Source organism: Cellulomonas hominis, from assembly GCF_014201095.1.
GTDB lineage: Bacteria > Actinomycetota > Actinomycetes > Actinomycetales > Cellulomonadaceae > Cellulomonas > Cellulomonas hominis.
Map to the genome: position 1 here is coordinate 2817214 of NZ_JACHDN010000001.1, position 24953 is coordinate 2842166.

General features: G+C 77.3%; 28 protein-coding genes. 15 read left to right on the plus strand and 13 right to left on the minus strand.

What is annotated here, in order from left to right:
• Positions 1 to 4: 4 nt before the first annotated feature.
• Positions 5 to 301, plus strand: coding sequence for a DUF6457 domain-containing protein (locus tag HNR08_RS21305; RefSeq protein ID WP_221286361.1), 297 nt, complete (start codon positions 5 to 7; stop codon positions 299 to 301).
• A gap of 10 nt (positions 302 to 311) precedes the next feature.
• Here HNR08_RS21305 and moaA read toward each other — a convergent pair whose 3' ends face one another.
• The gene (gene moaA / locus HNR08_RS13235; protein ID WP_146839118.1) at positions 312 to 1433 is read right to left on the minus strand and encodes a GTP 3',8-cyclase MoaA; all 1122 of its coding nucleotides are present in this window, start codon (positions 1431 to 1433) and stop codon (positions 312 to 314) included.
• A gap of 71 nt (positions 1434 to 1504) precedes the next feature.
• Here moaA and HNR08_RS13240 point away from each other — a divergent pair, with 71 nt between their 5' ends.
• The 4 genes from HNR08_RS13240 (at position 1505) to HNR08_RS13255 (ending at position 6238) form a co-directional block, all read left to right on the plus strand.
• On the plus strand, positions 1505 to 2068 hold the full coding sequence (locus HNR08_RS13240; protein WP_183835046.1) for a YdeI/OmpD-associated family protein: 564 nt from the start codon (positions 1505 to 1507) through the stop codon (positions 2066 to 2068).
• Positions 2069 to 2166: 98 nt separating this feature from the next.
• On the plus strand, positions 2167 to 2955 hold the full coding sequence (locus HNR08_RS13245; RefSeq protein WP_146839117.1) for a DUF4118 domain-containing protein: 789 nt from the start codon (positions 2167 to 2169) through the stop codon (positions 2953 to 2955).
• Positions 2956 to 2964: 9 nt separating this feature from the next.
• Positions 2965 to 4506 (plus strand): CYTH and CHAD domain-containing protein, encoded by a 1542-nt coding sequence (locus tag HNR08_RS13250; protein WP_146839115.1) that lies wholly within the window; start codon positions 2965 to 2967, stop codon positions 4504 to 4506.
• 91 nt (positions 4507 to 4597) lie between these two features.
• Positions 4598 to 6238, plus strand: coding sequence for a non-homologous end-joining DNA ligase LigD (locus tag HNR08_RS13255; protein WP_183835414.1), 1641 nt, complete (start codon positions 4598 to 4600; stop codon positions 6236 to 6238).
• 109 nt (positions 6239 to 6347) lie between these two features.
• Here the strand turns inward: HNR08_RS13255 and HNR08_RS13260 are convergent, their stop codons facing one another.
• Positions 6348 to 6557: a hypothetical protein gene (locus tag HNR08_RS13260; RefSeq protein ID WP_146839111.1), complete on the minus strand. Its 210-nt coding sequence runs from the start codon at positions 6555 to 6557 to the stop codon at positions 6348 to 6350.
• A 222-nt stretch (positions 6558 to 6779) separates the two neighbouring features.
• Positions 6780 to 8321: an ATP-dependent DNA ligase gene (locus HNR08_RS13265; RefSeq protein ID WP_146839152.1), complete on the minus strand. Its 1542-nt coding sequence runs from the start codon at positions 8319 to 8321 to the stop codon at positions 6780 to 6782.
• Between the two features lie 184 nt (positions 8322 to 8505).
• On the opposite strand from HNR08_RS13265, the gene HNR08_RS13270 reads away from it, so the two are divergent.
• A complete protein-coding gene (locus tag HNR08_RS13270) occupies positions 8506 to 9189 on the plus strand; it encodes a dihydrofolate reductase family protein (RefSeq protein ID WP_146839109.1) in 684 nt (227 codons plus the stop codon).
• Positions 9186 to 9560 (plus strand): DUF2255 family protein, encoded by a 375-nt coding sequence (locus HNR08_RS13275; RefSeq protein ID WP_146839107.1) that lies wholly within the window; start codon positions 9186 to 9188, stop codon positions 9558 to 9560. The genes HNR08_RS13270 and HNR08_RS13275 overlap by 4 nt, the downstream gene beginning before the upstream one ends.
• Before the next feature lie 30 nt (positions 9561 to 9590).
• On the opposite strand, the gene HNR08_RS13280 is transcribed toward HNR08_RS13275, so the two are convergent.
• A complete protein-coding gene (locus tag HNR08_RS13280; RefSeq protein WP_146839105.1) occupies positions 9591 to 11060 on the minus strand; it encodes a lipase maturation factor family protein in 1470 nt (489 codons plus the stop codon).
• A gap of 110 nt (positions 11061 to 11170) precedes the next feature.
• Here HNR08_RS13280 and HNR08_RS13285 point away from each other — a divergent pair, with 110 nt between their 5' ends.
• Positions 11171 to 11884: a PadR family transcriptional regulator gene (locus HNR08_RS13285; protein ID WP_246803306.1), complete on the plus strand. Its 714-nt coding sequence runs from the start codon at positions 11171 to 11173 to the stop codon at positions 11882 to 11884.
• A 36-nt stretch (positions 11885 to 11920) separates the two neighbouring features.
• Here HNR08_RS13285 and HNR08_RS13290 read toward each other — a convergent pair whose 3' ends face one another.
• From HNR08_RS13290 to HNR08_RS13305, 4 genes are all read right to left on the minus strand, one after another.
• Positions 11921 to 12301 carry a VOC family protein gene (locus HNR08_RS13290; RefSeq protein WP_146838757.1) on the minus strand — a complete coding sequence of 127 codons (381 nt, stop codon included), beginning with the start codon at positions 12299 to 12301 and terminating at the stop codon, positions 11921 to 11923.
• Between the two features lie 39 nt (positions 12302 to 12340).
• On the minus strand, positions 12341 to 13081 hold the full coding sequence (locus tag HNR08_RS13295; protein ID WP_183835047.1) for a YoaK family protein: 741 nt from the start codon (positions 13079 to 13081) through the stop codon (positions 12341 to 12343).
• Positions 13082 to 13203: 122 nt separating this feature from the next.
• Complete coding sequence (locus HNR08_RS13300) at positions 13204 to 13692, minus strand: SRPBCC family protein (protein WP_146838753.1); 489 nt, start codon at positions 13690 to 13692, stop codon at positions 13204 to 13206.
• Positions 13689 to 14039, minus strand: a complete 351-nt coding sequence (locus HNR08_RS13305; protein WP_146838751.1) for an ArsR/SmtB family transcription factor — start codon at positions 14037 to 14039, stop codon at positions 13689 to 13691. The genes HNR08_RS13300 and HNR08_RS13305 overlap by 4 nt, the downstream gene beginning before the upstream one ends.
• 59 nt (positions 14040 to 14098) lie before the next feature.
• Between HNR08_RS13305 and HNR08_RS13310 the strand changes: the two genes are divergently transcribed.
• Complete coding sequence (locus HNR08_RS13310) at positions 14099 to 14485, plus strand: DUF1304 domain-containing protein (protein ID WP_146838749.1); 387 nt, start codon at positions 14099 to 14101, stop codon at positions 14483 to 14485.
• A 21-nt stretch (positions 14486 to 14506) separates the two neighbouring features.
• On the opposite strand, the gene HNR08_RS13315 is transcribed toward HNR08_RS13310, so the two are convergent.
• From HNR08_RS13315 to HNR08_RS13325, 3 genes are read right to left on the minus strand one after another with little or no spacing between them, the layout of a single operon-like run.
• Positions 14507 to 15379 (minus strand): ABC transporter permease, encoded by an 873-nt coding sequence (locus tag HNR08_RS13315; protein ID WP_146838747.1) that lies wholly within the window; start codon positions 15377 to 15379, stop codon positions 14507 to 14509.
• Positions 15366 to 16325 (minus strand): ABC transporter ATP-binding protein, encoded by a 960-nt coding sequence (locus HNR08_RS13320; RefSeq protein ID WP_146838745.1) that lies wholly within the window; start codon positions 16323 to 16325, stop codon positions 15366 to 15368. The genes HNR08_RS13315 and HNR08_RS13320 overlap by 14 nt, the downstream gene beginning before the upstream one ends.
• On the minus strand, positions 16322 to 17572 hold the full coding sequence (locus tag HNR08_RS13325) for a LolA family protein (protein ID WP_146838743.1): 1251 nt from the start codon (positions 17570 to 17572) through the stop codon (positions 16322 to 16324). The genes HNR08_RS13320 and HNR08_RS13325 overlap by 4 nt, the downstream gene beginning before the upstream one ends.
• A gap of 95 nt (positions 17573 to 17667) precedes the next feature.
• Between HNR08_RS13325 and HNR08_RS13330 the strand changes: the two genes are divergently transcribed.
• Genes HNR08_RS13330 through HNR08_RS13350 form a run of 5 tightly spaced genes read left to right on the plus strand, consistent with a single transcriptional unit; the run spans position 17668 to position 22002 of the window.
• Positions 17668 to 18321 (plus strand): response regulator transcription factor, encoded by a 654-nt coding sequence (locus tag HNR08_RS13330; RefSeq protein ID WP_146838741.1) that lies wholly within the window; start codon positions 17668 to 17670, stop codon positions 18319 to 18321.
• Positions 18318 to 19694 carry an ATP-binding protein gene (locus HNR08_RS13335; protein ID WP_246803098.1) on the plus strand — a complete coding sequence of 459 codons (1377 nt, stop codon included), beginning with the start codon at positions 18318 to 18320 and terminating at the stop codon, positions 19692 to 19694. The genes HNR08_RS13330 and HNR08_RS13335 overlap by 4 nt, the downstream gene beginning before the upstream one ends.
• Before the next feature lie 55 nt (positions 19695 to 19749).
• On the plus strand, positions 19750 to 20133 hold the full coding sequence (locus tag HNR08_RS13340) for a peptidase inhibitor family I36 protein (RefSeq protein ID WP_146838739.1): 384 nt from the start codon (positions 19750 to 19752) through the stop codon (positions 20131 to 20133).
• Between the two features lie 19 nt (positions 20134 to 20152).
• A complete protein-coding gene (locus tag HNR08_RS13345; RefSeq protein ID WP_146838738.1) occupies positions 20153 to 20779 on the plus strand; it encodes an RNA polymerase sigma factor in 627 nt (208 codons plus the stop codon).
• Positions 20776 to 22002, plus strand: coding sequence for a CU044_5270 family protein (locus HNR08_RS13350; protein ID WP_146838736.1), 1227 nt, complete (start codon positions 20776 to 20778; stop codon positions 22000 to 22002). The genes HNR08_RS13345 and HNR08_RS13350 overlap by 4 nt, the downstream gene beginning before the upstream one ends.
• Before the next feature lie 4 nt (positions 22003 to 22006).
• Here HNR08_RS13350 and HNR08_RS13355 read toward each other — a convergent pair whose 3' ends face one another.
• Both HNR08_RS13355 and HNR08_RS13360 read right to left on the minus strand, forming a co-directional pair.
• Positions 22007 to 22876 (minus strand): NAD(P)H-hydrate dehydratase, encoded by an 870-nt coding sequence (locus HNR08_RS13355; protein WP_183835049.1) that lies wholly within the window; start codon positions 22874 to 22876, stop codon positions 22007 to 22009.
• Positions 22869 to 23597, minus strand: coding sequence for a histidine phosphatase family protein (locus HNR08_RS13360; RefSeq protein WP_146838734.1), 729 nt, complete (start codon positions 23595 to 23597; stop codon positions 22869 to 22871). Before HNR08_RS13360 ends, HNR08_RS13355 begins: the two co-directional genes overlap by 8 nt.
• A 144-nt stretch (positions 23598 to 23741) precedes the next feature.
• Here HNR08_RS13360 and adhP point away from each other — a divergent pair, with 144 nt between their 5' ends.
• Positions 23742 to 24761 carry an alcohol dehydrogenase AdhP gene (gene adhP, locus HNR08_RS13365; protein WP_210737552.1) on the plus strand — a complete coding sequence of 340 codons (1020 nt, stop codon included), beginning with the start codon at positions 23742 to 23744 and terminating at the stop codon, positions 24759 to 24761.
• The last annotated feature ends 192 nt before the right edge of the window (positions 24762 to 24953 follow it).

The following is a 24953-nucleotide window of genomic DNA, read 5'->3' on the forward strand; positions in this document are numbered from 1 at the left end:
GGCCATGAGCGAGATGGCGCAGTGGCTGGCCCGCGTGGCCGAGGAGCTGGACCTGCCGGACGAGGTCGCCGACGGCGTGACCGGCCCGGTGCTGGACCTGGTGCGCGACGTGGCGCACGGCGTGAGCCGGCCGTCGGGGCCGCTGACGGCGTACCTGGTGGGCGTCGCAGCGGGCGCGGCGGCGGCCCGCGGCGAGGGTGCGCGGCCGGACGCGGCGACGGTGGTGTCGCAGACCGCGGCCGCCACCGCGCGGGTGCGGGGCCTGGTCGCCGCGCAGGGCGGGGAGACCTCCGGGGCCTGAGCGCCGCCGCTCAGCCCCCGATCGCGCTCATCGGCCGGTCGGGCTGCCGGAAGCCGGGGGTGTCGATGCCGTGCCCGGCGCGCTTGCGGAGCATCGCTTGCGACCAGGCGGCCGCGACGGCCGCGTCGTCCGCGCCGCCGCGCAGCAGCGCCCGCAGGTCCGTCTCGTGCCGGGCGAACAGGCAGTCGCGCATCTGGCCGTCCGCGGTCAGCCGGACGCGATCGCAGTCCGCGCAGAACGGCCGGGTGACGGATGCGATCACGCCGACGACGCCCCGGGCCCGGCCGCCCTCGAGGACGGTCCAGGTCTGCGCCGGGGCGGCGCCGCGCGCGCCGGGGTCGGTGGGCTCGAGCTCCAGCTCGGCCCGCAGCGCCGCGAGGATCTCGTCGGCCGTGACCATGTCGGTCGCGTCCCACGCGTCGTGCGGGCCCAGCGGCATCTGCTCGATGAACCGCAGCCGGTAGCCCTCGTCGAGCGCCCAGCGCAGCAGCCGGGGCGCCTCGTCGTCGTTCACGCCCCGCATGAGGACGGTGTTGACCTTCACGGGGACGAGCCCCGCGTCGCGCGCGGCGGCCAGCCCCGCGAGGACGTCCGGGAGCCGGTCGCGCCGGGTGATCCGGGCGTAGCGCTCGCGGTCGAGCGAGTCGAGGGACACGTTCACCCGGCCCAGCCCCGCCTCCGCCAGCCCGCGCGCCCGGTGCGTGAGGCCGAGCCCGTTCGTCGTGAGCGAGGTCAGCGGGGGCGAGCCGTCCGCCGTCCGGAGCCGCGCGGTCCCGGCGACGATGGCCTCCAGCCCGCGCCGGAGCAGCGGCTCCCCGCCGGTGAACCGGACCTCCGTGACCCCCAGCCGCTCGACCGCGATGCCGATCAGGCGCAGCATCTCGTCGTCGGACAGCACCTCGTCGCCGGGCAGCCAGTCGAAGCCCTCCGCCGGCATGCAGTACGTGCAGCGCAGGTTGCAGCGGTCGGTCAGGGACACCCGCAGGTCGCGCGCGACGCGACCGAACCGGTCGACGAGCCGGCCGGGCCCGGGCGCGGTGCCGGGTGCGGCGGCCTCGGGCGCGGTGTCCGGACCCGCGTCGGCGCCCGGCCGCGGGGGCAGGGCGGGCAGGCCCAGGTCGACGACGTCCACCGCCCGAGCGTACGCACGCCGGGGCCGACGGGGCGCGCCGGCGTGTCGGACCGCTGCCGTACGGTCGGGGCGTGCCGACCACCGACGTCCCCACGCTGACCGTCCCCGACGTCGCCGCCTGGCGCGCGTGGCTCGACGCCAACGAGGGCGCCTCCGACGGCGTCTGGCTCGTGCTGGCGAAGAAGGGGGCCGTCGACCCGACGTCGCTGACCTACGCCGAGGCGCTGGACGAGGCGCTGTGCAGCGGGTGGATCGACGGGCAGAAGCGGGCCGGCGACGCCGTGACGTTCCTGCAGCGGTTCACGCCGCGCCGGGCGCGCTCCATCTGGTCGGCCCGGAACGTCGAGCACGTCGCCCGGCTGGTCGCGGCGGGCCGGATGCGCCCGCGGGGCGCCGCGGAGGTCGAGCGGGCGCGGGCGGACGGCCGGTGGGAGCGCGCGTACGCGGGGTCGGCGTCCGCGGAGGTGCCCGCGGACCTGCTGGCGGCGCTGGACGCGGTGCCGGGCGCGCGGGGGCGGTTCGAGGCGCTCGACCGGCAGGCGCGGTTCTCGGTGCTGCACCCGCTGATGAAGGCGGCGACCCCCGAGGTGCGCGCGGCGCGGCTGGCGCGGGCGGTGCGCACGCTCGCGGACTGACCGCCCGGGCGTCCGGGTTCCGTCAGGACCGCGCCCCCGGCCGTACGGGTTCCGTGAGGACCGGCGCCGCGGCGCCCGCGCGGGTGTGGGCTGGTGCCATGTCCCCGCAGACGCCCCGCAGCTCCCTGGTCCTCGGGTTCGCCCTGCTCGCGCCCCCGGCGGTCGCGGCCGGGCTGCACCTGCTCGGCGACCGTGTCACCTCCACCACCGCGGTCCTCGTGCTGGTGCTCGTCGTGGTCGCCACGTCGGCGTCGGGCCTGCGCGGCGCGGGGCTCGCGGCGGCGCTGTCGGCGGGCGTGTGGTTCGACTTCTTCCTGGTGGAGCCGCGCCTCAGCCTGACCATCGCCGATCCCGACGAGGTGGAGACGACCGTGCTGCTCCTCGTGACGGGCCTGTCGGTCAGCGAGATCGCGCTCTGGGGGCGCCGGCAGCAGGCCCGGGCCAGCCGTCGGTCCGGGTACCTCGACGGTGTGCTGCGGACCGCCGACGTGGTCGCCGCGGGCCCCGCCGATCCCGCCGGCCTCGCGCGTCAGGTGGCCGGTCAGCTCGTCGACCTGCTCGGCGTCGCGGGCTGCCGGTTCGAACCCGCGGGGCGCCGCGAGGGCGGGACCTCCGCGACGGTGCTGCACCGCGACGGCTCGGTCACCCGGTACGGCGCGCCGCTCGACGTCGACCGGCACGGGCTGCCGACCGACGACCTCGTGGCGCTGGACGTGGGGCGTGACGGCACGCGGTACGGCCGGTTCCTCCTGGCCGCCTCCACCCGGGTGGTCCGGCCGTCGGCGCAGCAGCGGCGGGTCGCGGCGCTGCTCGCGGACCAGGTGGCCGCGGCGTTCGCGGCGCGCGGCGCCCCGCCCCCGGTCGCCCGGGCGTCGGGCTCGCGGTAGAACGGGCGGATGGCCGAGGTGCACCGCGAGGTCGAGCGGAAGTACGTCGCCGACCTCGACGCCGAGCTCCCGCCGCTGACCGACCTGGTCGCCGGCGCGGCCGGGCTGCCCCAGGTCTCGGCCGGCGCGGAGCCGGTGCTGCTGGAGGCGACGTACTTCGACACCGACGACCTGCGCCTCGCCGCCGCGGGCCTGACGCTGCGGCGCCGGACCGGGGGTGCGGACGCCGGGTGGCACCTCAAGGTGCCCGCCGGGGCGGACGCCCGCGAGGAGGTCCGGCTGCCGACCGGCCGGGCGCTGCGCACGGTGCCGGCGCCGCTGCGGGCGATGGTGCGCGCCGTGGCGGGCGACGCGCCGCTGCGGCCGGTCGCCGAGGTCCGGACCGACCGGACGGTGCACCGCCTCGCGGACGCGACGGGCCGCGTGCTCCTGGAGGTGGTGGACGACCGCGTCGCCGCGCGGCGGGTGCGGTCGACGCAGGGCTCCGGCGACGCGACCGGCGCGGAGAGCACCTGGCGCGAGGTCGAGGTCGAGCTCGTCGAGGGCGCAGGGGACCTGCTGGACGTGCTCGAGGAGCGGCTGGACGCCGCCGGGCTGCAGGCGTCGCCCGCGCGGTCCAAGGTGCAGCGCGTGCTCGGCGACGTCGACGCGTCCCGGGCCGGCCGCGCCCCGGTCGGCCGGAAGGCGCCCGCGGGAGCCGTGATCGCCGCCTACCTGGCCGAGCAGCTGGACCGGCTGCGGTCCCAGGACCTGCCCGTCCGGCTCGACGCGCCCGGTGCCGTGCACCGGATGCGGGTCGCGGCCCGGCGCTCGCGCGGCGCGCTGGGCACCTTCCGGCCGCTGTTCGACGCTGCCGCGGTCGGGCCGCTGCGCGCGGAGCTCGGGTGGCTGGCCGACGTGCTCGGCGCGGCCCGGGACGCGGAGGTGCTCCGCGCGCGGGTCAGGTCCGGCGCCGGGGCTGCGGCCGACGACCCGGCAGCGGGCGTCGCGGACGCGGCGCTGGGCCGGGCGGCGCAGGAGACCCGGCAGGCGCTGCTGTCGGCGCTGGACGACGACCGGTACCACGCCCTGCTCCGCGACCTCGGCGCCTTCGTGGCGGACCCGCCGCTGACGGAGCGCGGTCGTTCGACGGCGCGCGCGGGCCTCCGGCGCCTGGTCGCCCGGCGGGACCGGAAGGTCGGGCGGCGGCTGGAGCGGGCCCGGGGCGCGGCCCGCGGGCGGCCCCGGGACGAGGCCCTGCACCGGGCGCGCAAGGCCGCCAAGGCCGCACGGTACGCCGGCGAGGCCGTGCGCCCGGCGTTCGGGAAGGGCGCCCGCCGGTACGCCCGCGCGATGGAGGCGCTGCAGGAGGTGCTCGGCGAGCACCATGACGCCGTGGTCGCCCGAGCCCGGCTGCGCGAGCTCGCGCGGGTGGCGCCGGACACGGGCGTCGCGTTCCTCTACGGGCGCCTGCACGCCGCGGAGGAGGCGCGCGGCCGGGAGGCGGAGCGGCGCGTACGGGCGGCTGCGCGGGCGGCGCGGGGGCGCAAGCTCCGGCGCTGGTTCGGCTGACGCGGCCCGGTGCGGCACGGCCCGGTGGGGCGTGGCGGGCGGGGCTCGTCGGGGCCCGACGGGGCTCGGAGCGGAGAGGGGAGCGGGGGACGTGGCGAGGAAGCGCCGGGATCCGGCCGAGCGCGGGCTGGAGACGTACCGGGCGATGCGCGACTTCGACCGCACGCCGGAGCCGTCGGGTGCGACCGGGGCTGCCGCCGACGCGGACGCGGACGGGGGCACGGGGCCGCGGCGGTTCGTCGTGCAGCGCCACCGGGCCCGGCGGCTGCACTACGACCTGCGGTTCGAGATCGACGGGGTGCTCGTCTCCTGGGCGGTGCCGCGCGGTCCGACGCTCGACCCGGACGCCCGCCGGATGGCCGTGCACGTCGAGGACCACCCGCTGGAGTACGAGGACTTCGAGGGGGTGATCCCCGCCGGCGAGTACGGCGGCGGGGACGTCATCGTGTGGGACCGCGGGGTCTGGCAGCCGCACGGCACCGACGACCCGGCGGCGGCTGTCGCGGCGGGCGAGCTGCACGCCGACGTGCTCGGCGAGAAGCTGCGCGGCCGGCTCGTGCTCGTCCGCCGCGGGGAGCCGGGCCCCGACGGCAAGGAGCAGTGGCTGCTCGTGCACAAGCACGACGCGCACGCCGTGGCCGGCTGGGACGCCGAGGACCACCCGCGGTCCGTGGTCAGCGGGCGGACGAACGACGAGGTCAAGGCCGACCCGGACCGGCTGTGGCGGTCCGACCTCCCCGCGGCGGAGGCGTCGGTCGACCTGCGGGTGCCCGACGTCGCGCCGCCGTCCGACGACGAGCTCGCCGCCCTCGACGACCTCGGGCCGCCCGGGGGCACCTGGGACGTGTTCGGTCGGCGGCTGCGGGTGACGAACCTCGACAAGGTGCTGTTCCCGGCGCGCGAGGGCGAGGAGCCGGTGACCAAGCGCGAGCTCGTGCGGTACGCCGCGCGGATCGCCCCCGTCGTGCTGCCGTACCTGCACGGGCGGGCCCTCAACATGCACCGCTACCCGCAGGGCGCCGGGAGCGGCGGGTTCTGGCACAAGGAGCTGCCCGACCACGCGCCCGACTGGCTGCCGCGCTGGCGGAACCCCGAGGCCGACCCGGGGGAGACCTCGACGTACCTCGTGGTCGACGAGCCCGCCGCGCTGATCTGGGCGGCCAACTTCGGCGCGCTCGAGTGGCACGCGTGGACGTCCCGGACGGACGCGCCCCGGCGGCCGACGTACGCGCTGGTCGACATCGACCCCGGCCCGTCCACCGACTGGGAGGACGTCCTGCTGCTCGCGCGGCTGCACCGGGACGCGTTCCAGCACCTCGGAGTCCGGGCCGTGCCGAAGGTCACCGGGCAGCGCGGCATCCAGGTGTGGATCCCCATCACCCCCGGTCCGGGGTTCGACGAGACGCGCGCGTGGGTGGAGCGGGTGTCGCGCACCGTCGGCGCGGTGGTGCCCGAGCTGGTGTCGTGGCGGTGGGAGGTCAAGGCCCGCGGCGGGCAGGCGCGGCTCGACTACACCCAGAACGCGATCAACAAGACCCTCGTCGCGCCGTACAGCCCGCGCGCGCGACCGGGGGCACCGGTGTCGGCACCGATCACGTGGGACGAGCTGGACGAGCCGTGGCTGCGGCCCGACGCGTTCACGATCCGCACCGTGCTGGACCGGCTGGCGGAGCGGGGCGACCCGTTCCGGGAGCTGCTGCGCGGCGGGCAGGTGCTGCCCCGCTTGGCCTGAGCGACGCGCGCGTGCTGACGGGGCTGCCCGGTGGGCGGGGCCGCCCGGTCGGAGGACTGCCCGGTCGGGGGCGGGTGGCCGGCGTGGCGACCCGCCCCACGGGCTGCGGTCAGGCGATCGCGTGGCGCCGCCGCGTCGCCAGCAGCGCGAGCGGGCGGGGGCGGGCGGCCCGGCGCGGACGGTCGCCGTCCCGGGCGGCCTGCGAGCGCAGGTGCTCGAGCCGGTGCTCGAGCTCGCGCTCCTGCTGGCGGTAGACGATCAGGTACAGATCGGGGTGCACGGGGTCCTCCTGCACGGCCGTGGTGGCGGGGTACGCCACCGGGGTGGATGACCGCAGAGGAACGGGTCGCGTCCTTGCGGCCGATGGACCGGGGGTGGTGGTCCACACCTCCAGCATCGCGCCCCAGGGGCCCGCCGTGAGGGTGCCCGGGCCGGTGACCTCGGCGGACACCCCGTCGGCGCCTCGGGGCGGGGTGGGGCGGAAGGGACCTCGGTCCCGGTCGCGGTCTCGTTCGCCCAGGGCGAAGCGGGTCGCGCGGCGTCAGCCGGCCGGCGCCGCGAGGGCGCGCACCGTCCCGATCGTGTCCGCCTCGGCGGCGCCCTTGTCCTCGCGGTAGCGGAGCACCCGCGCGAACCGGAGCGCCAGCCCACCGGGGTACCGCGGCGAGCGCTGCACGCCGTCGAACGCGATCTCGACCACCTGCTCGGGCCGCAACGTGACGGTCCAGCCGTCGTCGGCGACCTCGAGCTCACGGAACCGCGTCGTCTGCCACGCCAGCATCTCGTCGGTCATGCCCTTGAACGTCTTGCCCAGCATGACGAACCCGCCGCCCTCGGGGTCCCGGGCGCCGAGGTGGATGTTCGACAGCGAGCCGACCCGCCGGCCCGACCCGCGCTCCACCGCGAGCACGACGAGGTCCAGGGTGTGCCGCGGCTTCACCTTGACCCACGCGCCGCCGCGGCGCCCCGCCTCGTACGGCGCCGCCGCGTCCTTGACGAGCACCCCCTCCTGCCCGTCCGCGACCCAGCGGGCGAACGCCTCCTGCGCGACGCCGGCGTCGTCCGTCCGCACCCGCTCGACCAGGTGCCCGGCCGCCACGGCGTCCAGGGCGGCGAGGCGGTCCGTCAGCGGGACGTCCAGCAGGTCACGCCCGTCCAGGTGCAGCACGTCGAAGAAGAACGGGTGGAGGGTGGTCGCCGCCGCGAGCTCCGCGTCCCGGGTCGCGCTGCGCGCCGCGGTCTCCTGGAACGGTCGCGGTCGCCCGTCCGCACCGACGGCCAGCGCCTCGCCGTCCAGCACCGCGGAGCGCACCGGCAGGGCCCGCACGGCGGCGACGACCTCGGGGACGCGGGCGGTGATGTCGTCGAGGCTCCGCGTGAAGACCCGCACGTCGTCGCCGTCCCGGTGCACCTGGATGCGGATGCCGTCGAGCTTCGCGTCCACCACCAGCGGGCGCCCGTCGAACCCGGCCACCGCCGACGCGACGTCCGGCGCCGACGCGGCGAGCATCGGGCGGACGGGGCGGCCGACCGTGAGCCCGAAGGCGTCCAGCGCCGCGCGCGCCGCCGCCGGATCGGGCGCCGCCAGGGCTGCCACGGCGACGGGCTCGCTCGCCCCGGCCAGCATCGCCGCGCGCCGCACCGAGGCCACCGGGACGCCCGCTGCCTCCGCCACGGCGTCGAGCAGCAGCGCGTCCAGCGCCCCCTGCCGGACCTCCCCGGCGACGAGCCCCGCGAGGAACCGCTGCTCCGTGCCGGTCGCGGCCCCGAACAGCTCGGCGGCCAGCGCGGCGCGCGCGCCGGCGGACCCGGGGCCGGACAGGCCGGCCATCCGCTCGAACGTGGCGTCGACGCCCAGCACGTCGAGGGTGGGCTCGACGGCAGGGTCCGGGAGGTGCTGGAGCGAGCGCCAGCCCAGACCCGTGCGGCGCTGCCGCAGCTCGCCCGCGAGGTACCGCGCGACGACCGGCACCTCGTCCGGCGCGGAGCGGCGCAGCAGGTCCACGAGCAGGGCGCGCTTGGCGAGCCGGGACCGGGTCGCGGCCAGCCCGGCGGAGGTCGCGGCGACGTCGGCGAGCAGCACGTCCGTCATCCTGCCGCCGACCACCGACACGCGCCCGGGGAGCGGGTGGGCCGCCACCTGCGGGCCGGTCCCGGTCAGCCGGGACGAGTGGTCGGCGCACCCGTGGGTCCACACGGTGGTCCGGTGTGGATCACGCGGCGCGCCAGGGGTAGCCGCACGGCGGCGCGCCCGGCAGAGTCGAGACATGACGGAGCAGCGACGCCCGCGCACGCGGGTGCACGACTTCTCGATCTCGCTCGACGGCTTCGGCACGGGGGAGGGCCTGACGCAGGACCAGCCGTTCGGTCACGCCGGCCAGCGGCTGCACGAGTGGATGTTCAGCACCGCCACGGGCCGCGCCATGCTCGGCCGGGGCGGCGGGACGCGCGGGGTGGACGAGGCGCTGGTCGCGCGGTCCCGGCACGGCATCGGCGCGGAGATCATGGGCCTGCGCAAGTTCCACACGGGCACGGGCCCGTTGCCGGACGACTGGCGCGGGTGGTGGGGCGAGGATCCGCCGTTCGGGACGCCGGTGCTCGTGCTGACGCACCGCCCGCGACCGCCGATCGAGATGGCGGGCGGGACGACGTTCCACTTCCTCGACCTGCCGCCGGCGGAGGCCCTGGCGTGGGCGCGGGACGCGGCGGGCGGGCTGGACGTGCACGTCGGCGGGGGCGTGTCGACGCTGCGGGCGTTCCTCGACGCGGATCTGGTGGACGACCTGCACCTGGTGGTCGTGCCGGTCGTGCTGGGTCGCGGGCAGCGGCTCTGGGACGGCCTGGAGGGGCTGGAGCGCCGCTTCGACGTCGAGCAGGTCGCCACGCCGTCCGGGGTGGTGCACGTGACGATGACGCGCCGCGAGAAGCGGGCGGGGAGGAGGACGGCGTGAGCGGCTGGTCGCAGGAGGACCTCGCCCGGGTGGGCGAGGCGGAGGAGATCGGCATCGCCTCGGCGCGGCCGGACGGGACGGTGCGGCCGTACGTGACGATCTGGGCGGTCCGGGTGGGCGACGACCTGTACGTGCGGTCGGCGTACGGGTCGGCGAACCCGTGGTTCCGGCGGGCTCGGGCGAGCGGCACGGGGCGCATCCGGGCGGGCGGGGTCGAGCGGGACGTGACGTTCGGGGACGCCCCCGCGGACGTGCACGACGCCGTGGACGCCGCCTACCACGCGAAGTACGACCGGCACGGCCCGCGCATCGTCGGGACCGTCGTCGGGCCGCGGGTGCGGGACGTGACGATCCGGCTGCTGCCGCGCTGACCCGCGTCCCGCGTTCGCGCGCGACCTGCGTCACCGCCGCCCGCCCCGGGCCAGCATCTCCCGGCTGACCGCGTCGATCATCGGCCCGTCGTCCGTGCGCACCCAGCGCTGCCCCGTGGCGCGCCGCTCCGCGGGAGTCGCGAACCGGTAGCGGTACAGCCGCGCCCGCACCCACCGGGGCCGCGCGCCGTCGAACGGGTCGTGCGCGAGCAGCCGCAGGGTCGGGCGGTCGGCCTCCAGCAGCTTGCCGAGGAAGGGCACGAACCACCGCAGCTGCGCCGACGACCCGAGCGCGAGGAACCACATCAGCCAGTCGAGCCGCAGGTGGTACGGCGCGTACTGCCGCGGCAGCCTCCGGACGTCGCCGGGCTTCCCGCGGAACCCGTACTCCCGCCACGCGGCACCCGGACCCGGGTCGTCGTCGAGCGTGCCCTCGACCACGACCTCGGTGCGCCGCCGGGTGATGCTGCCGAAGGCCCCGTAGGCGTTCACGAGGCGCCACACGTTGAACGACGCGTTCATCCGCTGGTCGTGGGACAGCAGGTTGCGCAGCGGCCACCAGGACAGCACGACGCAGAGTGCCCCGGCCGCGCCCGCGACGACGGCGAACCACAGCGGCGGCGGCCCGGTCGGGACGCTGGTGACGTCCACCCCGATGATGCCGAGCGCGGCGTCCCACGACCGGTCGTCGACGGCGGACGCGGCGAGCACGATCGTCAGCCAGTTGAGCCAGGCGAAGTTGCCGGACAGCACGAGCCAGAGCTGGGTGACGATCATGATGCCGGCGGCGACCGCCGCGACCGGCCCGGGGAGCAGCAGCCCGAACGGGACGACGAGCTGCGCGACGTGGTTCGCGACGACCTCGACGCGGTGCAACGGGCGGGGGAGCAGGTGGAACAGCCGGCTGGCGGGCCCGGGCATCGGCTGCGTCTCGTGGTGGTAGTAGAGCGCGGTGAGGTCCCGCCAGGCGGGGTCGCCCCGCCACTTGATGAGGCCGGCGCCGAGCTCGAGCCGGAAGACCAGCCACCAGAGCAGGCCCAGCACGACCCACGGCGGCGCGACCCGGTCGGACCCGAGGAACGCCGCGAGGAAACCGGCCTCGAGCAGCAGCGACTCCCACCCGAACCCGTAGAACGTCTGCCCGACGTTGACCACCGACAGGTACAGCGCCCACAGGACGGCGAAGGCCAGCATCGGCAGCCACGGGGGACCCTGCTGCGGCAGCCCGGCGACGAGGAGGGCCGCGACCACGACGCCGACCCAGCCGACGGCCACGACCAGGCCGTCGGAGTACCGCCAGAAGAACAGGCTCGGCGACGCGCGCCAGGGCACCCGCGCGGTGAACCGGGGGACGGGCAGCAGGCCGTGCTCGCCGAGCAGGGGGCGGAACTGCCGGAGGACCGCGACGAACGCGACGAGGTAGACCGCCGCCACCCCGTGCTGCACGACGGCGCGGGCCACCGTGTACCCCTCGGCGCCGAACCACGCGGGCCCCGCCATGCCGACCACCCCCGGGGTCCAGCCTCGGCGCGGGGAGGCGCGGGCGCACGTCGGGCGGTGGCCGTCAGCAGGGGTTGTCGTACGAGCGGTACCGATATATCGTTAGCGTCATGCGATATGACGACACACACGACATGCACCAGCCGCACGGGCCGCACGACGAGACCGGCCCCGACCAGGGAGCCGGACCCGAGGACCGGGACGAGCGCCGCCAGCACCACCACGGCCGTGGCGGCCGCGGGCACCACGGCGGGCACGGCGGCTTCGGGCCGCGCGGCTTCGGCGGAGGCCCCGGCTTCGGTCCCGGCGGCCCCGGCTTCGCGCCCGGCTTCGGCCCCGGCCCCGGCCCCGGCGGACCGGGCGGTTCCCGGCGCGGCCGGCGCCCCCGCGGCGACGTCCGCAACGCGATCCTCCTGCTCCTGGCCGAGCAGCCGATGCACGGCTACCAGCTGATGGAGGCGATCGCGGAGCGCAGCGGCGGCCGGTGGCGCCCCAGCCCCGGCGCGGTCTACCCGACGCTCAACCTGCTCGAGGACGAGGGCGTCATCACGCTCACGCAGTCCGCCGGGCGCAAGCTGGCCGAGCTGACCGAGGAGGGCCGGGCCCTGGTCGAGCGGGAGTCGGCCGGCTGGCCGGACCCGTTCGGCACCGAGGGCGCCGAGTCCGGCGTCGACCTGCGCGGCGAGCTCGCGCAGCTGCACGAGGCCGTCCGGTCGGTCGGGCGCGGCGGCACCGAGGAGCAGCGGGCGCGCGCGGCGCAGATCCTCGCGGACGCGCGTCGCTCGGTGTACCGGCTGCTCGCCGGGGACGAGCCCACCGCCTGACCCCGCGGCCGCCGCGGGGTCCGGCCGCGGCCCCGGTCAGGGCCAGACGCGGGCCCGTGCCGCGAACTCCGCCGGGTCGCTGTGGACCGGGATGACGCACATCAGGTGCCCGCCCGGCACCCGCAGCGTCCGGCAGTCCAGCCACGCCCCGACCTCGACGGCCCCGAGCGCGAGCAGCCGCTGCGTCTCGGCGGCGACGTCGTCGGTCTCCATGTCCAGGTGGTAGCGCGCGGCGTCGCCGATCGACTGCACGGCCGTCACCAGGCCGGGCACGACGGCGTCCAGGTGCGTGAACTGCTCCTCGCCCGGCACCGGCCAGGCGGGGGAGCCGGTCGCGGCGGACCAGAACGCGGCGGCGGCGTCGGCCTCGGCGTGCGGGGCGTCGATGAGCAGGGTCGAGATCCGGCTGCGGTGCACGGGCGTCCTCCTCGGGGCTCCCCGGCACGGTAGCGGGGGTCAGTCGCCGGCCGCGACCGGGATCCGTGCCGCCTGCGCGCGCGACGGCGTCGCGACCCGCACGCTGTCGGGGTGCCGCCGGGTGTGCGCCTCGACGGCCACCAGCACGCCGGCCAGCACCGCCGCGGCGAGCACCGTCGCGTGCGTGCCGAGCGCACCGGGGGCGGACGCGAGCGCGCCGACCCCGGCGCCGGCGGCGAAGGCGAGCACGATCGCCGTGAGCCGCAGGGCCACCGTCCGCTGGCTGCGGTCCCAGCCGCTCAGCCACTCGTACGCCGCGGTGACCAGGGCGCGCAGGTTCCCGGTGGTCATCGTCGTGCTGTAGCTGGTCTCGCGCACCAGCCGGAACGTCGTCACCTGCAGGGCGGCGACGAACGCGACCGCGGTGGTCGTCACCAGGTGCGGCACGGAGCCGGGCAGCGCGGCGACGGCGAGCAGCACGGCGATCTCCGCGAGCAGCACCGGGCGGGTCGGGTCGTGCAGCCACCGCCGGTGCCGGTGCGCGGCGGCCGCCTCGGCGGCGACGAGGCCGAGCACGAACGCCCCGATGATCGGCAGGAACCGCGTGGCGTGCGCCCATTCGCCGCGCGCCGCGTCGATCGCGACGAACACGACGTTGCCGGTCTGGGCGTTGGCGAACACCCCGTCGTGCGCGACGTAGGTGTAGGCGTCGAGGAAGCCGCCGACGACCGCGAGCGCCGCCCCCGTGACGGGGTGCTCGGCGCGCGCCCGGACCCTCACCACGCCCGCCCCCGGGGGTGGGCGGGGGTTGCCGGGTGCGCCGGGGTGAGGGGCGACCGGGTGCCGTGCTGGGGTGCCACCCCACCATCATGCACCCGGTCATCCCATGACTTCCCGGGTCCTCAGTCCCCCGCGAGGATCCCGTCGATCTGGCCCAGCGCCTCGCGCATGCCCTCGTCCATGCCCATCGCGGTCAGCTGCTCCATCTCGGCCGCGCTGCCGAACCGCGACACGATGGTCATCCGGGTGCCCTCGCCGCTGGCCACGAGGTCCACCCGCCCGCGCGTGACGGGCATCGACGCGTCCGGCTCGCCGGCCTCGTCGCCGAACCCGTCCTCGAACTCCAGCGAGCGCGGCTCCTCGACGGCGAGGAACCGCCACCAGCCGTGCGCCTTCTCGCCCTCGGGGCCGGTCATGTAGTACGCCGCGCGGCCGCCGGGGCGCAGGTCGTGCTCGGTGAACGTCGCGGGCCAGGTCGGCGGCCCCCACCAGCGCTCGAGCTGCCGCGGGTCGGCCCACACCTGCCACACGCGCTCCGGCGGAGCGGCGAGCTCCGCGACGAGCGTGAGCGTGAGGGCCTCGGCGTCCTTGATCGTGTCGACGACGGTCATGTCCCGGTCCTTCCTGGATCCTCGCGGAGGAGGTCGTCGATGCGGTCGAGGCGGCCGCGCCAGATCTCCTCGTACCGGTCGAGCAGCCGTGCGGCGGCCCGGATGGTGGCGACGTCGGCGTGGACGATCTGCTCGCGGCCCTGCCGCTGCTTGACCACCAGGTGCGCCCGCTCGAGCACGGCGACGTGCTTCTGCACGGCGGCGAAGCTCATGGCGTAGGAACGAGCCAGGGTGCTCACCGACGCCTCGCCGCGCAGCACCCGGGTGACGATGTCCCGCCGGGTGGCGTCGGCCAGGGCGGCGAACACGCGGTCCACCTCGTCCTGGTCCAGCTGACGTACAACCATGTGGTTGTACGTTACGCGCGCGACGCCGGCCGCACAAGGGGTGGGGGACACTGGGCCGCATGATCGCCGCCGGACTGGTGCTCGCCGGGCTCGCCGCCCTGGTGCACGTCTACATCTTCGTGCTCGAGTCGCTCTCCTGGACGTCCCCGCGCACCCGCGCGACGTTCGGCACGACGCCCGAGCAGGCCGAGGCCACGAAGGAGCTCGCCTTCAACCAGGGCTTCTACAACCTGTTCCTCGCGGTCGTCGCGGGCGCGGGCGTGGTGCTCACCGCCGCCGGGCAGGAGGCCGTGGGCGCCGCGCTGGTGATCGCCGGGGCCGGGTCGATGGCCGCCGCGGCGCTCGTGCTCGTGGCGTCCTCGCCGGCCAAGGCGCGCGCCGCCGCGGTGCAGGGCGTGCTGCCGCTGCTCGCGGTGGTCGCGACGGTGGCGGGGCTGGTCGCCTAGAGGCCTCGTGCGCTCCGGGGGCTAGGACGTCACGTCCGCCGTCGTGAACCGCGCCCACGCCAGCGACCCGAACAGCGCGACCCATGCCACCTGCACGAGCAGCCCGTCCGCGACGACGCCCCAGTCCACCTGCACGCGCAGGAACTCCGCGAAGTCGAACCAGTGGTGCGTCAGCAGGCCGGGGTGGATGGCGGACACCTGCGGCAGCGAGTCCAGCACCGTCGACACGATCGCCACCACGACCGTCGCGGCCATCGCCCCGACCGGCACCTCGGTGAGCGTCGAGAAGAACAGCCCGACGGCCACCAGCCCGGTCAGGGACAGCCCGACGTACGCGACGATCCCGAGCACCCGCAGCGCTCCCTCGCCGACCGGCACGGTCGTCCCGGACAGCAGGGTGACGTCGTGCAGGCCGAAGTACAGCGCCCCGACGACGAGCCCGGTCACGGCGACGGCCAGCACGGCGGCCGCCGCGAACGTCAGCGCCGCCACGGCCTTCACCGTGAGCAGCCGGGTCCGCGGCACCGGGACGACCAGCAGGTAGCGGAGTGTGCCCGCGGACGCCTCCCCGGCGACGGCGTCGCCCGACGCGATGCCGATGCACAGCGGCAGCAGGAACGGCAGGCAGAGGAACAGCGCCGCGACCACGAGGAACATGCCGTTGCCGGTGACCTGGTCGACGAACGACGGGCCCTGGCCGGACAGCGCGCTGTCCCGGGTGAGGAACAGCACCGTGCCGAGCAGCACCGGCACCAGCGCCAGGCCGACGAGCAGGACGATGTTCCGCCGCCGGCCCAGCACCAGCCGCAGCTCGGAGCGCAGCAGCCGCCCCCAGGCGACGGGCGCGCGCGCCGTGGTCACGGGCGCGGCGGCCAGCGGCTCAGCGCGCGACATCGAAGCCCTCCCCGGTCAGCTCGACGAACACCTGCTCCAGGCTGGGCCGGGCGACCTCGAACCCCAGCAGGTCCACCCCCGCGTGCACGAGCGCGGCGGACGCCTTCTCGGGCGGGGTCGGGCCCAGCGCGGCGGTCAGCGAGCCCCCGGACGCCGGCTCGACCTCGGTCAGCCCGAGCGCGGACAGCACCTCCGCGGCCGCGGCGACCTGGGCCGCCCGGGTGCGGACGACCAGCCGCGCCGCCCCGCGCTCGGTGAGGTCCGCGCGCTCGCCCTGCAGCAGCAGCCGGCCGCGGCTCATGATGCCGACGTGCGTGCACACCTGCTCGATCTCCGCGAGCAGGTGCGAGGACACCAGGACGGTCGCACCGGCGTCCGCGAGCTCGCGCACGAGGTGCCGGACCTCCCGGGTGCCCTGCGGGTCGAGGCCGTTGGTCGGCTCGTCCAGGACGAGCAGGTCCCGCGGCTGGAGCAGGGCGGCGGCGAGTCCCAGCCGCTGCTTCATGCCGAGCGAGTACTGCCGGTACGGCTTCGTCGCCGCGGCGGACAGCCCGACCCGGTCCAGGGCGGCGTCCGCGCGCCGCCGCGACGTGCGCGGGTCCGCGCCGGCGTCGCCCGCGTCGAGGCGGGCGAGGTTCGCGCGGCCGGACAGGTACGGGTGGAACGCCGGTCCCTCGACCAGCGCGCCGACGCGGGGCAGCACCCGCGTGGCGTCCTCGGGCATCGGCGCGCCCAGCAGCCACGCCCGCCCGGCGGTGGGGCGGGCGAGGCCGAGGAGCATCCGGATCGTCGTGGTCTTGCCGGAGCCGTTCGGGCCGAGGAACCCGTACACGGCACCGCGGGGCACCGCGAGGTCGATGCCGTCGACCGCCACCTGGCCCGAGCGGAACCGCTTGGTGAGCCCGGCCGTCCGGACCGCGAGCGCGGGCGCGGGGTCCGGCGTCATGCGGCGGCGCGCAGCACGTCCGCGGGGACCGCGCCCGCGAGCACCCGGCCGTCGTCGGTGACGAGCACGCTCAGCAGCGTCGAGGACAGCAGCCGGCCCTCGGGCACCTCGGTGGTCAGCTGCTCGTAGAGCGCCGCGCCGTCGAGCTCCGGCCGGACGACCTTGCCGTCCTCGTCGGTCGGCACGAACTCCTGCACCAGGTCCTGCGCCTCGTCCGAGCCGAGCACCCGGTCGGCGCCCGGGACGGTGGCGAGCGACGCGGCGTCGCCGCCGACCAGGCCGGCCACGTCCACGCCGGACAGCGCGACGACGGTGGACCAGCCCTCGCCGGTGACGGTCACGCCCGCCGGGAGCGCGGGGTGCTCGCCGTCGCCGGACGGCACCGCGGGCACGTCGGGGAGCGGGACGACGACCTCCTCGGTCGTGGCCCCCGCCGGCGCGGAGAACGCCAGCACGGAGTCGTCGGGCGCCGTGAACTCCACGTCCGTGAACCCGACCTCGAGCGACGGGGCGGCGTCGTCCTGCGTCGACCAGACCTGCACCCGGAGCGGGGCGGAGGTCTCGGCGTCGACGGCGACGACGACCCGGGAGACGAGGGTCTGCTCGTCCGTGGGGCTGACGACGAGCTGGTACGCGTCCCGGCCGGCCACGGTCGTCGGCTGGTCGACCGTCACGGACGAGTGCTCCCCGGCCCGGGCGAGCACCTGGTCGGCCGCCTGCTCGGGGGTCGGCAGGTCCGCGCCGGCCGGCGGCTCGGCGCCCGCCGCGAGCTGCGCGGCCAGGGCGTCGTAGCGCGCCTGGTCGGCGGCGTCGAGCGCGTAGTGCGTGACCGCGTCGTCCGCGGACGAGTACGTCCAGGCCTCGGCGCCGTCGCGGACCACCGAGTACTCCGACGTGGCGCCGAGCAGCGCCACCCGGGAGCGGTCCGCCCCGTCCGACCACAGCCGCAGCGTCGACGACCCGCCGAGCAGCGCGACGGGGTCGGCCCCGGTCATCTCGGAGACCGGCAGCTCCGGCAGCCCGAGCCGCGCGGTGTAGACGACCGTGCCCTGCACGGGGGTGGGCTCGGCCTCGGCGACGCGCGTGAGCAGCTCGGCCGGCGTGACGTCCGGCAGGCCGGCCGCGTCCGCGCTGGCGAGCGCCGGGACGCCGATCGCCGCGGCCACCGCGGCGGCGACGACGCCGGGGACCGCCCAGCGGGCGCGGGGGGAGAGCGTGCGGCGGGGGGCCTCGGGTGTCTCGGACATGCCGTCCACTCTGCCCGCCCGTCGCTGAGGGCACGCTGAGAGCCCGCGACCGCGCGCGGGCGACCCGCGGCGCCGCCCGGTGGGATGCTGCCGGGGTGCGGGTGCTGGTGGTGGACGACGAGCGCGGGCTGGTGGGCGCGCTGCGCCGCGGGCTGACCGCGGAGGGCTTCGCGGTGGACGTCGCCTACGACGGCGACGCGGGCCTGGCGCTCGCGACCGACCGGGACTACGACGCGATCGTGCTGGACGTCATGCTCCCGCGGCGCAACGGCTACGACGTGGTGACCGCGCTGCGGGCGGCCGGGGTCGGCACGCCGGTGCTCATGCTCAGCGCCAAGGACGGCGAGCACGACGTCGCCGACGGGCTGGACGTCGGCGCGGACGACTACCTCACCAAGCCGTTCTCGTTCGTGGTGCTGGTCGCCCGGATCCGCGCGCTGCTGCGCCGCCCGCCGCAGGTCCGCCCCGCCGTGCTCGCCGCCGGCGACCTCGTGCTCGACCCCGCCGCGCGCACGGTCACCCGCGCCGGCGAGCCCGTCGACCTCACCGCCCGGGAGCTCGCGCTGCTGGAGTACCTCATGCGGCACGCCGACCGCGTGGTGGGCAAGGTCGAGCTGCGCGACCACGTCTGGGACGGCCCGGGGGAGGACGGCAACGTCGTCGAGGTGTACGTCGGCTACCTGCGCCGCAAGCTCGGGCGGGACGCCGTGCTGACGGTCCGGGGCGCGGGGTACCGGGTGGCCGGGTGACCACCCGGCGCTGGTCGCTGCGCGCCCGGCTGACCGCGGTGACCGCCGGGCTGCTGTGCGTGGCGCTCGCGGCCGGGGCGGTGCTGCTCAGCATGGTGCTGTCCCGCAGCCGGGTCGCCGCCCTGGACGAGGTGGTGCGTGCCCGGGCGCTGACCGTCGCCGGTCTCGTCACGAGCGACCAGGTGCCCGCCGCGCTGCCCGTCACCGAGCCGGGCGAGGTCGTGCAGGTGCTCGACGCCGGCGGCCGGGTGGTCGCGTCCTCGACGACCGCGAGCCGCACGCTGCCCGTGCTGCCGGCCGACGCGCTCGCCGACCTGCGGGGGCGCGCCGCCGACGCACCGGACGGCGAGCCGCTGCTGGTGACGACGCACGGGTCGGCGTACGACGGCGCCGCGCGCGCCGCCGTGCTCGAGCCGGCCGGCGGGGACGGCGCGCTCGTGGTCGCGACCGTGCCGCTCGACGAGGTCGAGGGCGTCGTCCGGGCGGTGCGGCTGTCGCTGCTCGGGGTCGTCCCCGTGCTGACCGCGCTGGTCGCGGCGGCCGTGTGGCTCGCGCTGGGCCGGGCGCTGCGGCCGGTGGAGGCGCTGCGGTCCGCGGCGGCGCAGGTCGCCCGCTCGGGCGGCCCCGGCTCGCTGCCCGACCCCGGGACGGACGACGAGATCGGCGCCCTCGCGCGGACGCTCAACGAGATGCTGGACCGGCTCGAGGTCGCCGCGGCCCGCCAGCGGTCGTTCGTGGCGGACGCGGCGCACGAGCTGCGCACCCCGCTGGCCGCGCTCGGGGCGACCCTGGACGTCGCCCGGGCGCACCCCGGGGCCTACGAGCGCGACGAGCTCGTCGCGGACCTCGGCGCGGAGGTCCGGCGGATGCAGGCGCTCGTCGACGACCTGCTGCTGCTCGCCCGCGTCGGGTCCCGGCCCCTGGCCGCCGGGCCGGTCGACCTCGGGGCGGTCGCCCGGGATGCCGTGGCGCTCGCGGGCGCGGCGGCGGGGCGCGGCGACGTCGCCGTCGAGGTGAGCGGGACCGGCCGCGCCCGCGGGGACGAGGTCGCCGTGGGCCGGGTGCTGCGGAACCTGGCGGAGAACGCGCTGCGGCACGCCCGCGGGCGGGTGCGGGTCGAGGTCGCGGACGGCCGGGTGTCGGTGGCCGACGACGGGCCCGGGATCCCGCCGGCGGACCGGGAGCGGGTGTTCGAGCGGTTCGTGCGGCTCGACGACGCCCGCGACCGCCCGGGCGGCGGCTCCGGGCTCGGGCTCGCGATCGCCCGCGAGGTGGCGCGCGAGCAGGGCGGCGACGTCGTCCTCGGCGACGGCCTGGCGGGCGCCCACGGTGCGCGCGGCCTGCGCGCGGAGCTCCGGGTCCCTGACGTGTGACCGATCTCACAGCGCGACGCGTGACGCCCGGCGCCGCGCGCCGGATGTGCAGGGCATGGAGACCTCCCGTCGCACCCGCCGCGCCCGCCTCGCCGTCGTCGGCGCCCTCGCGCTGACCCTGTCCGCCCTCGCCCCCGTCGCCCACGCGGAGGACGAGCCGGTCGCGCCGATGTCCAGCAGCCAGTGCGCGCTCGGCCACTTCTGCGTCTGGTCCGGCACCGGCTACTCCGGGACGTTCTGGTCGACCGCGGGCCTCGGCCTGCAGAACACCACCGTCTCGGTCGCGGGGTCGGTGTGGAACCGCATGAGCGTCGACGTGCGCATGTACTCCGCGGCCAACGGCGGCGGGACCATCCGGTGCTGGCAGAACGGCATCCAGAACGGGACCGTCTCCGTGGGGAGCGCCTCGGTCCGTACCATGACCGCCACGACGTGTTAGCGAGCGATCTGAAGGTGGCGTGGGCACAGGCGGCAGCGACGAGGGGGCAGGGTCGACCGCCGCGGCAGGGGACGACGCCGCGGCGTTCGCCGCTGCCTACCGGCTGCTCGCGCCCCAGGTCCGCGGCTACGCCCGCCGGCAGGTCCCGGACGGCCTCGCCGAGGACGTGGTCTCCGAGACGTTCCTCGTCCTGTGGCGCCGCTGGGCCGACGCGCCGTCCGACCCGGACCACCTGCGGCCGTGGGTGTTCGGCGTCGCGCGGAACAAGATCCTGCACGTCCGCGAGCAGCACGGCCGCTCGGTCCGGTCGCTGGCCCGGGCCGCCGCCCTCGAACCGACGCGCCCCGGCGCGCCCGACCCCGGCGAGGAGCTCGCCGCCGCCGACCGCGCCCGCCGCCTGCTGGAGCTGCTCCCGCCGGCCGAGGGCGAGGCGATGGCCCTGACCGTCTGGGCAGGGCTGACGCCGAGCGAGGCGGCCGAGGTGCTCGGCGTGTCGCTCACCGCGCTGACGTCCCGGCTCTCCCGGGCCCGCGCCCGGCTGGCCGTCGTGCTCGCCGGGACGGACGGTGGTGACGCACGACCGCACGACCCCGCACGACCCGGCAGCGCGGCCCCCGCCGCCGACCACGAGAGGAGAGGGCGATGACGGACGACGACGACGTGCGCGCCGCCCTTGACGAGGTGGCCGCGCTCCGCGCCGCGCTGGAGCGCCACGGGCTCGGCGCGCCCGCCGACGGGACCGACCCCGCGGACCGCCGGGACCCCGCCGAGGACGACGCCGCGATCGCGCGCATCCTCGCCGGCGGTGCGGGCGGCGGCGCCGCCGGCGAGGCTGCGGCCGCGCCCGGGGCGCCCGCCGGCGCGGCCCCCGTGACCGACCTGCGCGCCCGTCGCGCCCGTCCCTGGTGGCTCGCCGCCGGCGCCGCCGCGGCGGTCGTCGTCGCCGTCGGGGTCAGCGTGCTGCCCGGGAACGAGCCGCCGCCCGCCGTCGCGACGGGTTCCCCGCCGATGCTGGCCTACCCGCTGGAGCCGGCCGCCCTGGCCCGGGGCGAGGGCCCGCCGGCGCGCGAGACGCTGCTCGCCCTCGCGGCGACGGCCGCCGGTCACGCCGACCCCGAGCCCCGCGGCGACGTCCAGCACATCCTGTCGCAGTCCTGGCTGCTGTCCACGACGTCGCAGTGGGACGGCTCCGCGGAGAGCACCGTCGACCCCACCGTCGTCGAGTCCTGGCTGCGCCCGGACGGGTCGACGGTGTCCGCCGAGTGGCGCGGCGAGCACCTCCAGGCGGACGGCCGGCTGGCGGACGTCGACACCAGCCCCGCCGACGCCGTGGTCGACCGGCTGCGGCCGGGCTCCCTGGACCCGGACCGGGTGGCGGATCTGTCGCTCGACCCGGACACGCTGCGCGAGGAGCTCCGCGAGCCCCTCGCGGCCACCGGATGCGGGCCCGACGCGGCCCCGGAGGCCGGGGCGTGGTGCCTGTACCGGGCCGTCACCGACCTGTCCGACTGGTACGTGCTGCCCTCGGACCTGGAGGCCGCGGCGTGGACGGCGCTCGCCGACGAGCCGGGCGTCACCGTGGCGGGCGAGGTCGTGGACCGGACCGGCCGCCGGTCCGTGGCGATCGCCGTGCCGCCGGGTCCCCTCGACACGGACCCGACCGTGCGGGTGCTGCTCGTGGACCGGGAGACCGGACGGCTGTCCGGGCGCGAGGAGGTCGTGCTGCAGTCGCAGCTGCTCGGGTTCAGCGAGCCGACCGTGACCCACTTCCGGTACACCGTCGCCTCCGACTGGGTGCCGGAGGCCGGCGGCGACCGGGCGGGCCCGGAGGCGCAGGCGCGGGGCGCGTCGCCCCGGGGCGCCGAGTGACCGCTCAGGCCTGCAGCTCGACCAGCACGGCCGGCACCTCGTCCGCCAGCTCGCGCGCGAGGTAGCCGAGCGGGCCGATCCGCGCGGCCAGCCGGTCGCCCGCGGCGCCGTGCACGGCGGTGCCCCAGCACGCGGCCTGCTCCGGCGGGCAGCCGCCCGCGAGCAGCCCCGCGACCGCCCCGGCCAGCACGTCCCCGCTGCCGGACGTGCCCAGGCCCGCGTAGCCCGTGGCGGAGGCCCAGCGCCGGCCGTCGGGGTGCGCGACGCGGCCCGCGCAGGTGACGACCGCGTCCCACCGGGCGGCGACCAGGGCCGCGGCCTCGTCCGGCTCCGGCTCGGCGTCGTCCAGCAGGCGCGCGGCCTCCGCGAGGTTGGGGGTGAGCACGACCCGGTTGCGCGGCAGCGCGACGTCGTCCAGGCCCGGCAGCACCCCGAGCGCGAACGCGTCCAGCAGCACCGCGGGGCCGTCGTCGCGGCCGCCGACCGCCGCGAGCACGCCGCGGACCAGGGCGGCGCAGCCCTCGGGCTCGTCGAGCCCCGGGCCGACGACCACGGCGTCCGCGCGCGCCAGCTCGTCCGCGAGCGCGGGCGGCAGCTCGCCGGTGGGCGACCCGTCACCCCGCTCGGGCAGCCCGAGCACGCCGGCCTCGGGCGTGGCGACCGCGAGCGCGGCGGCCACCGACTCCGCGACCGCGAGCGTCAGCCGGCCCGCGCCGATGCGCAGGGCGGTCAGCCCGGCCAACGCGACCGCGCCGGGCGTGCGCCGCGCGCCGCCCAGGACGAGCACGCCGCCGCGCACGTCCTTCGCGCCGTCGCGCGGCGGCAGCGGCCAGCCCCGGAGCAGGTTCGGCGTCAGCGCCGGCGCGTCACTCATCGCCCTGCCCCGGATGCTCGGTGACGGGCTCGTCCTGCGCGGCGAGGTGCCCGACGTCGTCGAACCGCTCGACCCGCCACGGCCCGCCGTCCTCCGCCGCCAGCACGGTGAGCGACGCGTTCCGGACGCTCTGCTCGGCGACGCGGGACATGAGCTGGTCCTCGGTCAGCCCCTCGCACACGTAGCGCAGCAGCCAGATCACCGCGTCGTGGCACACCACCAGCACGGTCCGGCCGGGCAGCTCGGCCGCGGCCAGATCGCCGAGCAGCGAGCGCAGCCGCAGGGCCACGTCGGACCAGGACTCCCCGCCGGGCGGCCGGTAGTACATCTTGCCGAGCCGCTCCCGGCGCGCGTCCTCGTCGGGGAACCGCCGGGCGACGCCGTGGCTGGTGAGCCCGTCGAGGATGCCGAGCTCGCGGTCCCGCAGGCGCTCGTCGACCACCGGGGCCAGGTCGAGCCCGGCCTTGTCGAGGACGAGCTCGGCGGTGCGGCGGGCGCGCACGTACGGGGAGCACCACACGGCGTCGGGACGCTCCGCGGCGGGCAGGTCGCCGAGGTGGGCGCCGAGCGCGCGGGCCTGGTCCTCGCCGGTCGGCGAGAGCGGGGTGTCGGCGTCGCGGGTGGCGATCCCCAACGTCTCGGCACCGGTGCGCTCGGCCCGCGTGGCGGCGACGTTGCCCTCGCTCTCCCCGTGGCGGACGAGCACGAGTCTGCTGGTCATCCCCCCACGGTGGCAGCGGACCGCGCCGCGCGCATCCGGGCCGGAGGTCCCGGGACGCACCACCCCGCCCGGCGCTACGTTCCTCGTGACAGCGTTCACAAAGTGTGCTCGTGCAGCGTCGAAGGAGATCAGCCCGTGCCCGAGATGATGAAGGCCGCCGTCGTCCGCGACCTCGGCGCCCCCCTGGTGATCGAGGAGCGGCCGATCCCGGTCCCCGGTCCGCACCAGGCCCTGGTGAAGGTCGACTACTCCGGGGTCTGCCACACCGACCTGCACGCCGCGCGCGGCGACTGGCCGGTCAAGCCGACGCCGCCGTTCGTCCCGGGCCACGAGGGGGCGGGCCGCGTCGTGGCGGTCGGCTCCGAGGTCACGCGGGTCAAGGAGGGCGACCGCATGGGCAACGCCTGGCTGGCGACCGCCTGCGGCACCTGCGTGGACTGCCTGCGCGGCTGGGAGACGCTGTGCACGGGCCAGCAGAACTCCGGCTACTCGGTGGACGGCTCGTTCGCGGAGTACATGCTCGTCGACGCCCGCTACGCGCCGGTCTTCCCCGAGTCGGTGGACGCCGCCGGCGTGACCGCGGTGCTGTGCGCCGGCGTCACCGTCTACAAGGGCCTCAAGGTCGCGGACGCCAAGCCCGGCGACTGGGTGGTCGTGTCCGGCATCGGCGGCCTCGGCCACATGGCGATCCAGTACGCCAAGGCGATGGGCTACCGGGTCATCGCGGTCACCGGCTCGGAGAGCAAGCGCGCCTCGGCGCTCGAGTACGGCGCCGAGCTGGTCGTGAACTACCGCGACGGCGACCCGGGCGAGGCCGTGCACGACCTGGTCGGCGGCGCGCACGCGGCGCTGGTGACCGCGGTCAGCGAGTCGACGTTCCCGCAGGCGCTGTCGATGCTGCGACGCGGCGGCACGGTGTCGCTCGTCGGGCTGCCCCCGGGCACGTTCCCGCTGTCGATCTTCGACACGGTGCTGCGCGGGCTCACGGTGCGCGGCTCGATCGTCGGCACCCGCCTCGACATGATGGAGGCCGTCGACTTCTTCGCCCGCGGCGCCGTGCACACCAAGTACGAGCTGCGGCCGCTCGACGCGGTGAACGACGTGTTCACCCGCATGGAGACGGGCACGATCGACGGGCGCGTCGTCCTCGACATGGGGCTGTGACATCGGCCATCGACGGCTGTGACACAGATCACACGCGCATGACGTGACGGATCGACGTCCCCTGCGGAGTTCACGGGTGACACGACCGGACGGTGTGGAGGGCACCGGGCGGACGTGGGGTGGCCCGTCCGAGCCCGCAGGGGGCGGCTCGGCCGATCCACCGGTGCGAACGGGCCGGGTCGCGGTGGGACA

Coding starts and splice junctions, on each gene's coding strand:
- HNR08_RS13270 (WP_146839109.1), top strand. CDS start 8,506: ATGACGGAGCAGCGACGCCCGCGCACGCGGGTGCACGACTTCTCGATC.
- HNR08_RS21305 (WP_221286361.1), top strand. CDS start 5: ATGAGCGAGATGGCGCAGTGGCTGGCCCGCGTGGCCGAGGAGCTGGAC.
- HNR08_RS13340 (WP_146838739.1), top strand. CDS start 19,750: ATGGAGACCTCCCGTCGCACCCGCCGCGCCCGCCTCGCCGTCGTCGGC.
- HNR08_RS13315 (WP_146838747.1), bottom strand. CDS start 15,379: ATGTCGCGCGCTGAGCCGCTGGCCGCCGCGCCCGTGACCACGGCGCGC.
- HNR08_RS13285 (WP_246803306.1), top strand. CDS start 11,171: ATGCGATATGACGACACACACGACATGCACCAGCCGCACGGGCCGCAC.
- HNR08_RS13320 (WP_146838745.1), bottom strand. CDS start 16,325: ATGACGCCGGACCCCGCGCCCGCGCTCGCGGTCCGGACGGCCGGGCTC.
- HNR08_RS13310 (WP_146838749.1), top strand. CDS start 14,099: ATGATCGCCGCCGGACTGGTGCTCGCCGGGCTCGCCGCCCTGGTGCAC.
- HNR08_RS13355 (WP_183835049.1), bottom strand. CDS start 22,876: ATGAGTGACGCGCCGGCGCTGACGCCGAACCTGCTCCGGGGCTGGCCG.
- HNR08_RS13245 (WP_146839117.1), top strand. CDS start 2,167: ATGTCCCCGCAGACGCCCCGCAGCTCCCTGGTCCTCGGGTTCGCCCTG.
- HNR08_RS13350 (WP_146838736.1), top strand. CDS start 20,776: ATGACGGACGACGACGACGTGCGCGCCGCCCTTGACGAGGTGGCCGCG.
- HNR08_RS13300 (WP_146838753.1), bottom strand. CDS start 13,692: ATGACCGTCGTCGACACGATCAAGGACGCCGAGGCCCTCACGCTCACG.
- HNR08_RS13305 (WP_146838751.1), bottom strand. CDS start 14,039: ATGGTTGTACGTCAGCTGGACCAGGACGAGGTGGACCGCGTGTTCGCC.
- adhP (WP_210737552.1), top strand. CDS start 23,742: ATGATGAAGGCCGCCGTCGTCCGCGACCTCGGCGCCCCCCTGGTGATC.
- HNR08_RS13280 (WP_146839105.1), bottom strand. CDS start 11,060: ATGGCGGGGCCCGCGTGGTTCGGCGCCGAGGGGTACACGGTGGCCCGC.
- HNR08_RS13360 (WP_146838734.1), bottom strand. CDS start 23,597: ATGACCAGCAGACTCGTGCTCGTCCGCCACGGGGAGAGCGAGGGCAAC.
- HNR08_RS13325 (WP_146838743.1), bottom strand. CDS start 17,572: ATGTCCGAGACACCCGAGGCCCCCCGCCGCACGCTCTCCCCCCGCGCC.
- HNR08_RS13250 (WP_146839115.1), top strand. CDS start 2,965: ATGGCCGAGGTGCACCGCGAGGTCGAGCGGAAGTACGTCGCCGACCTC.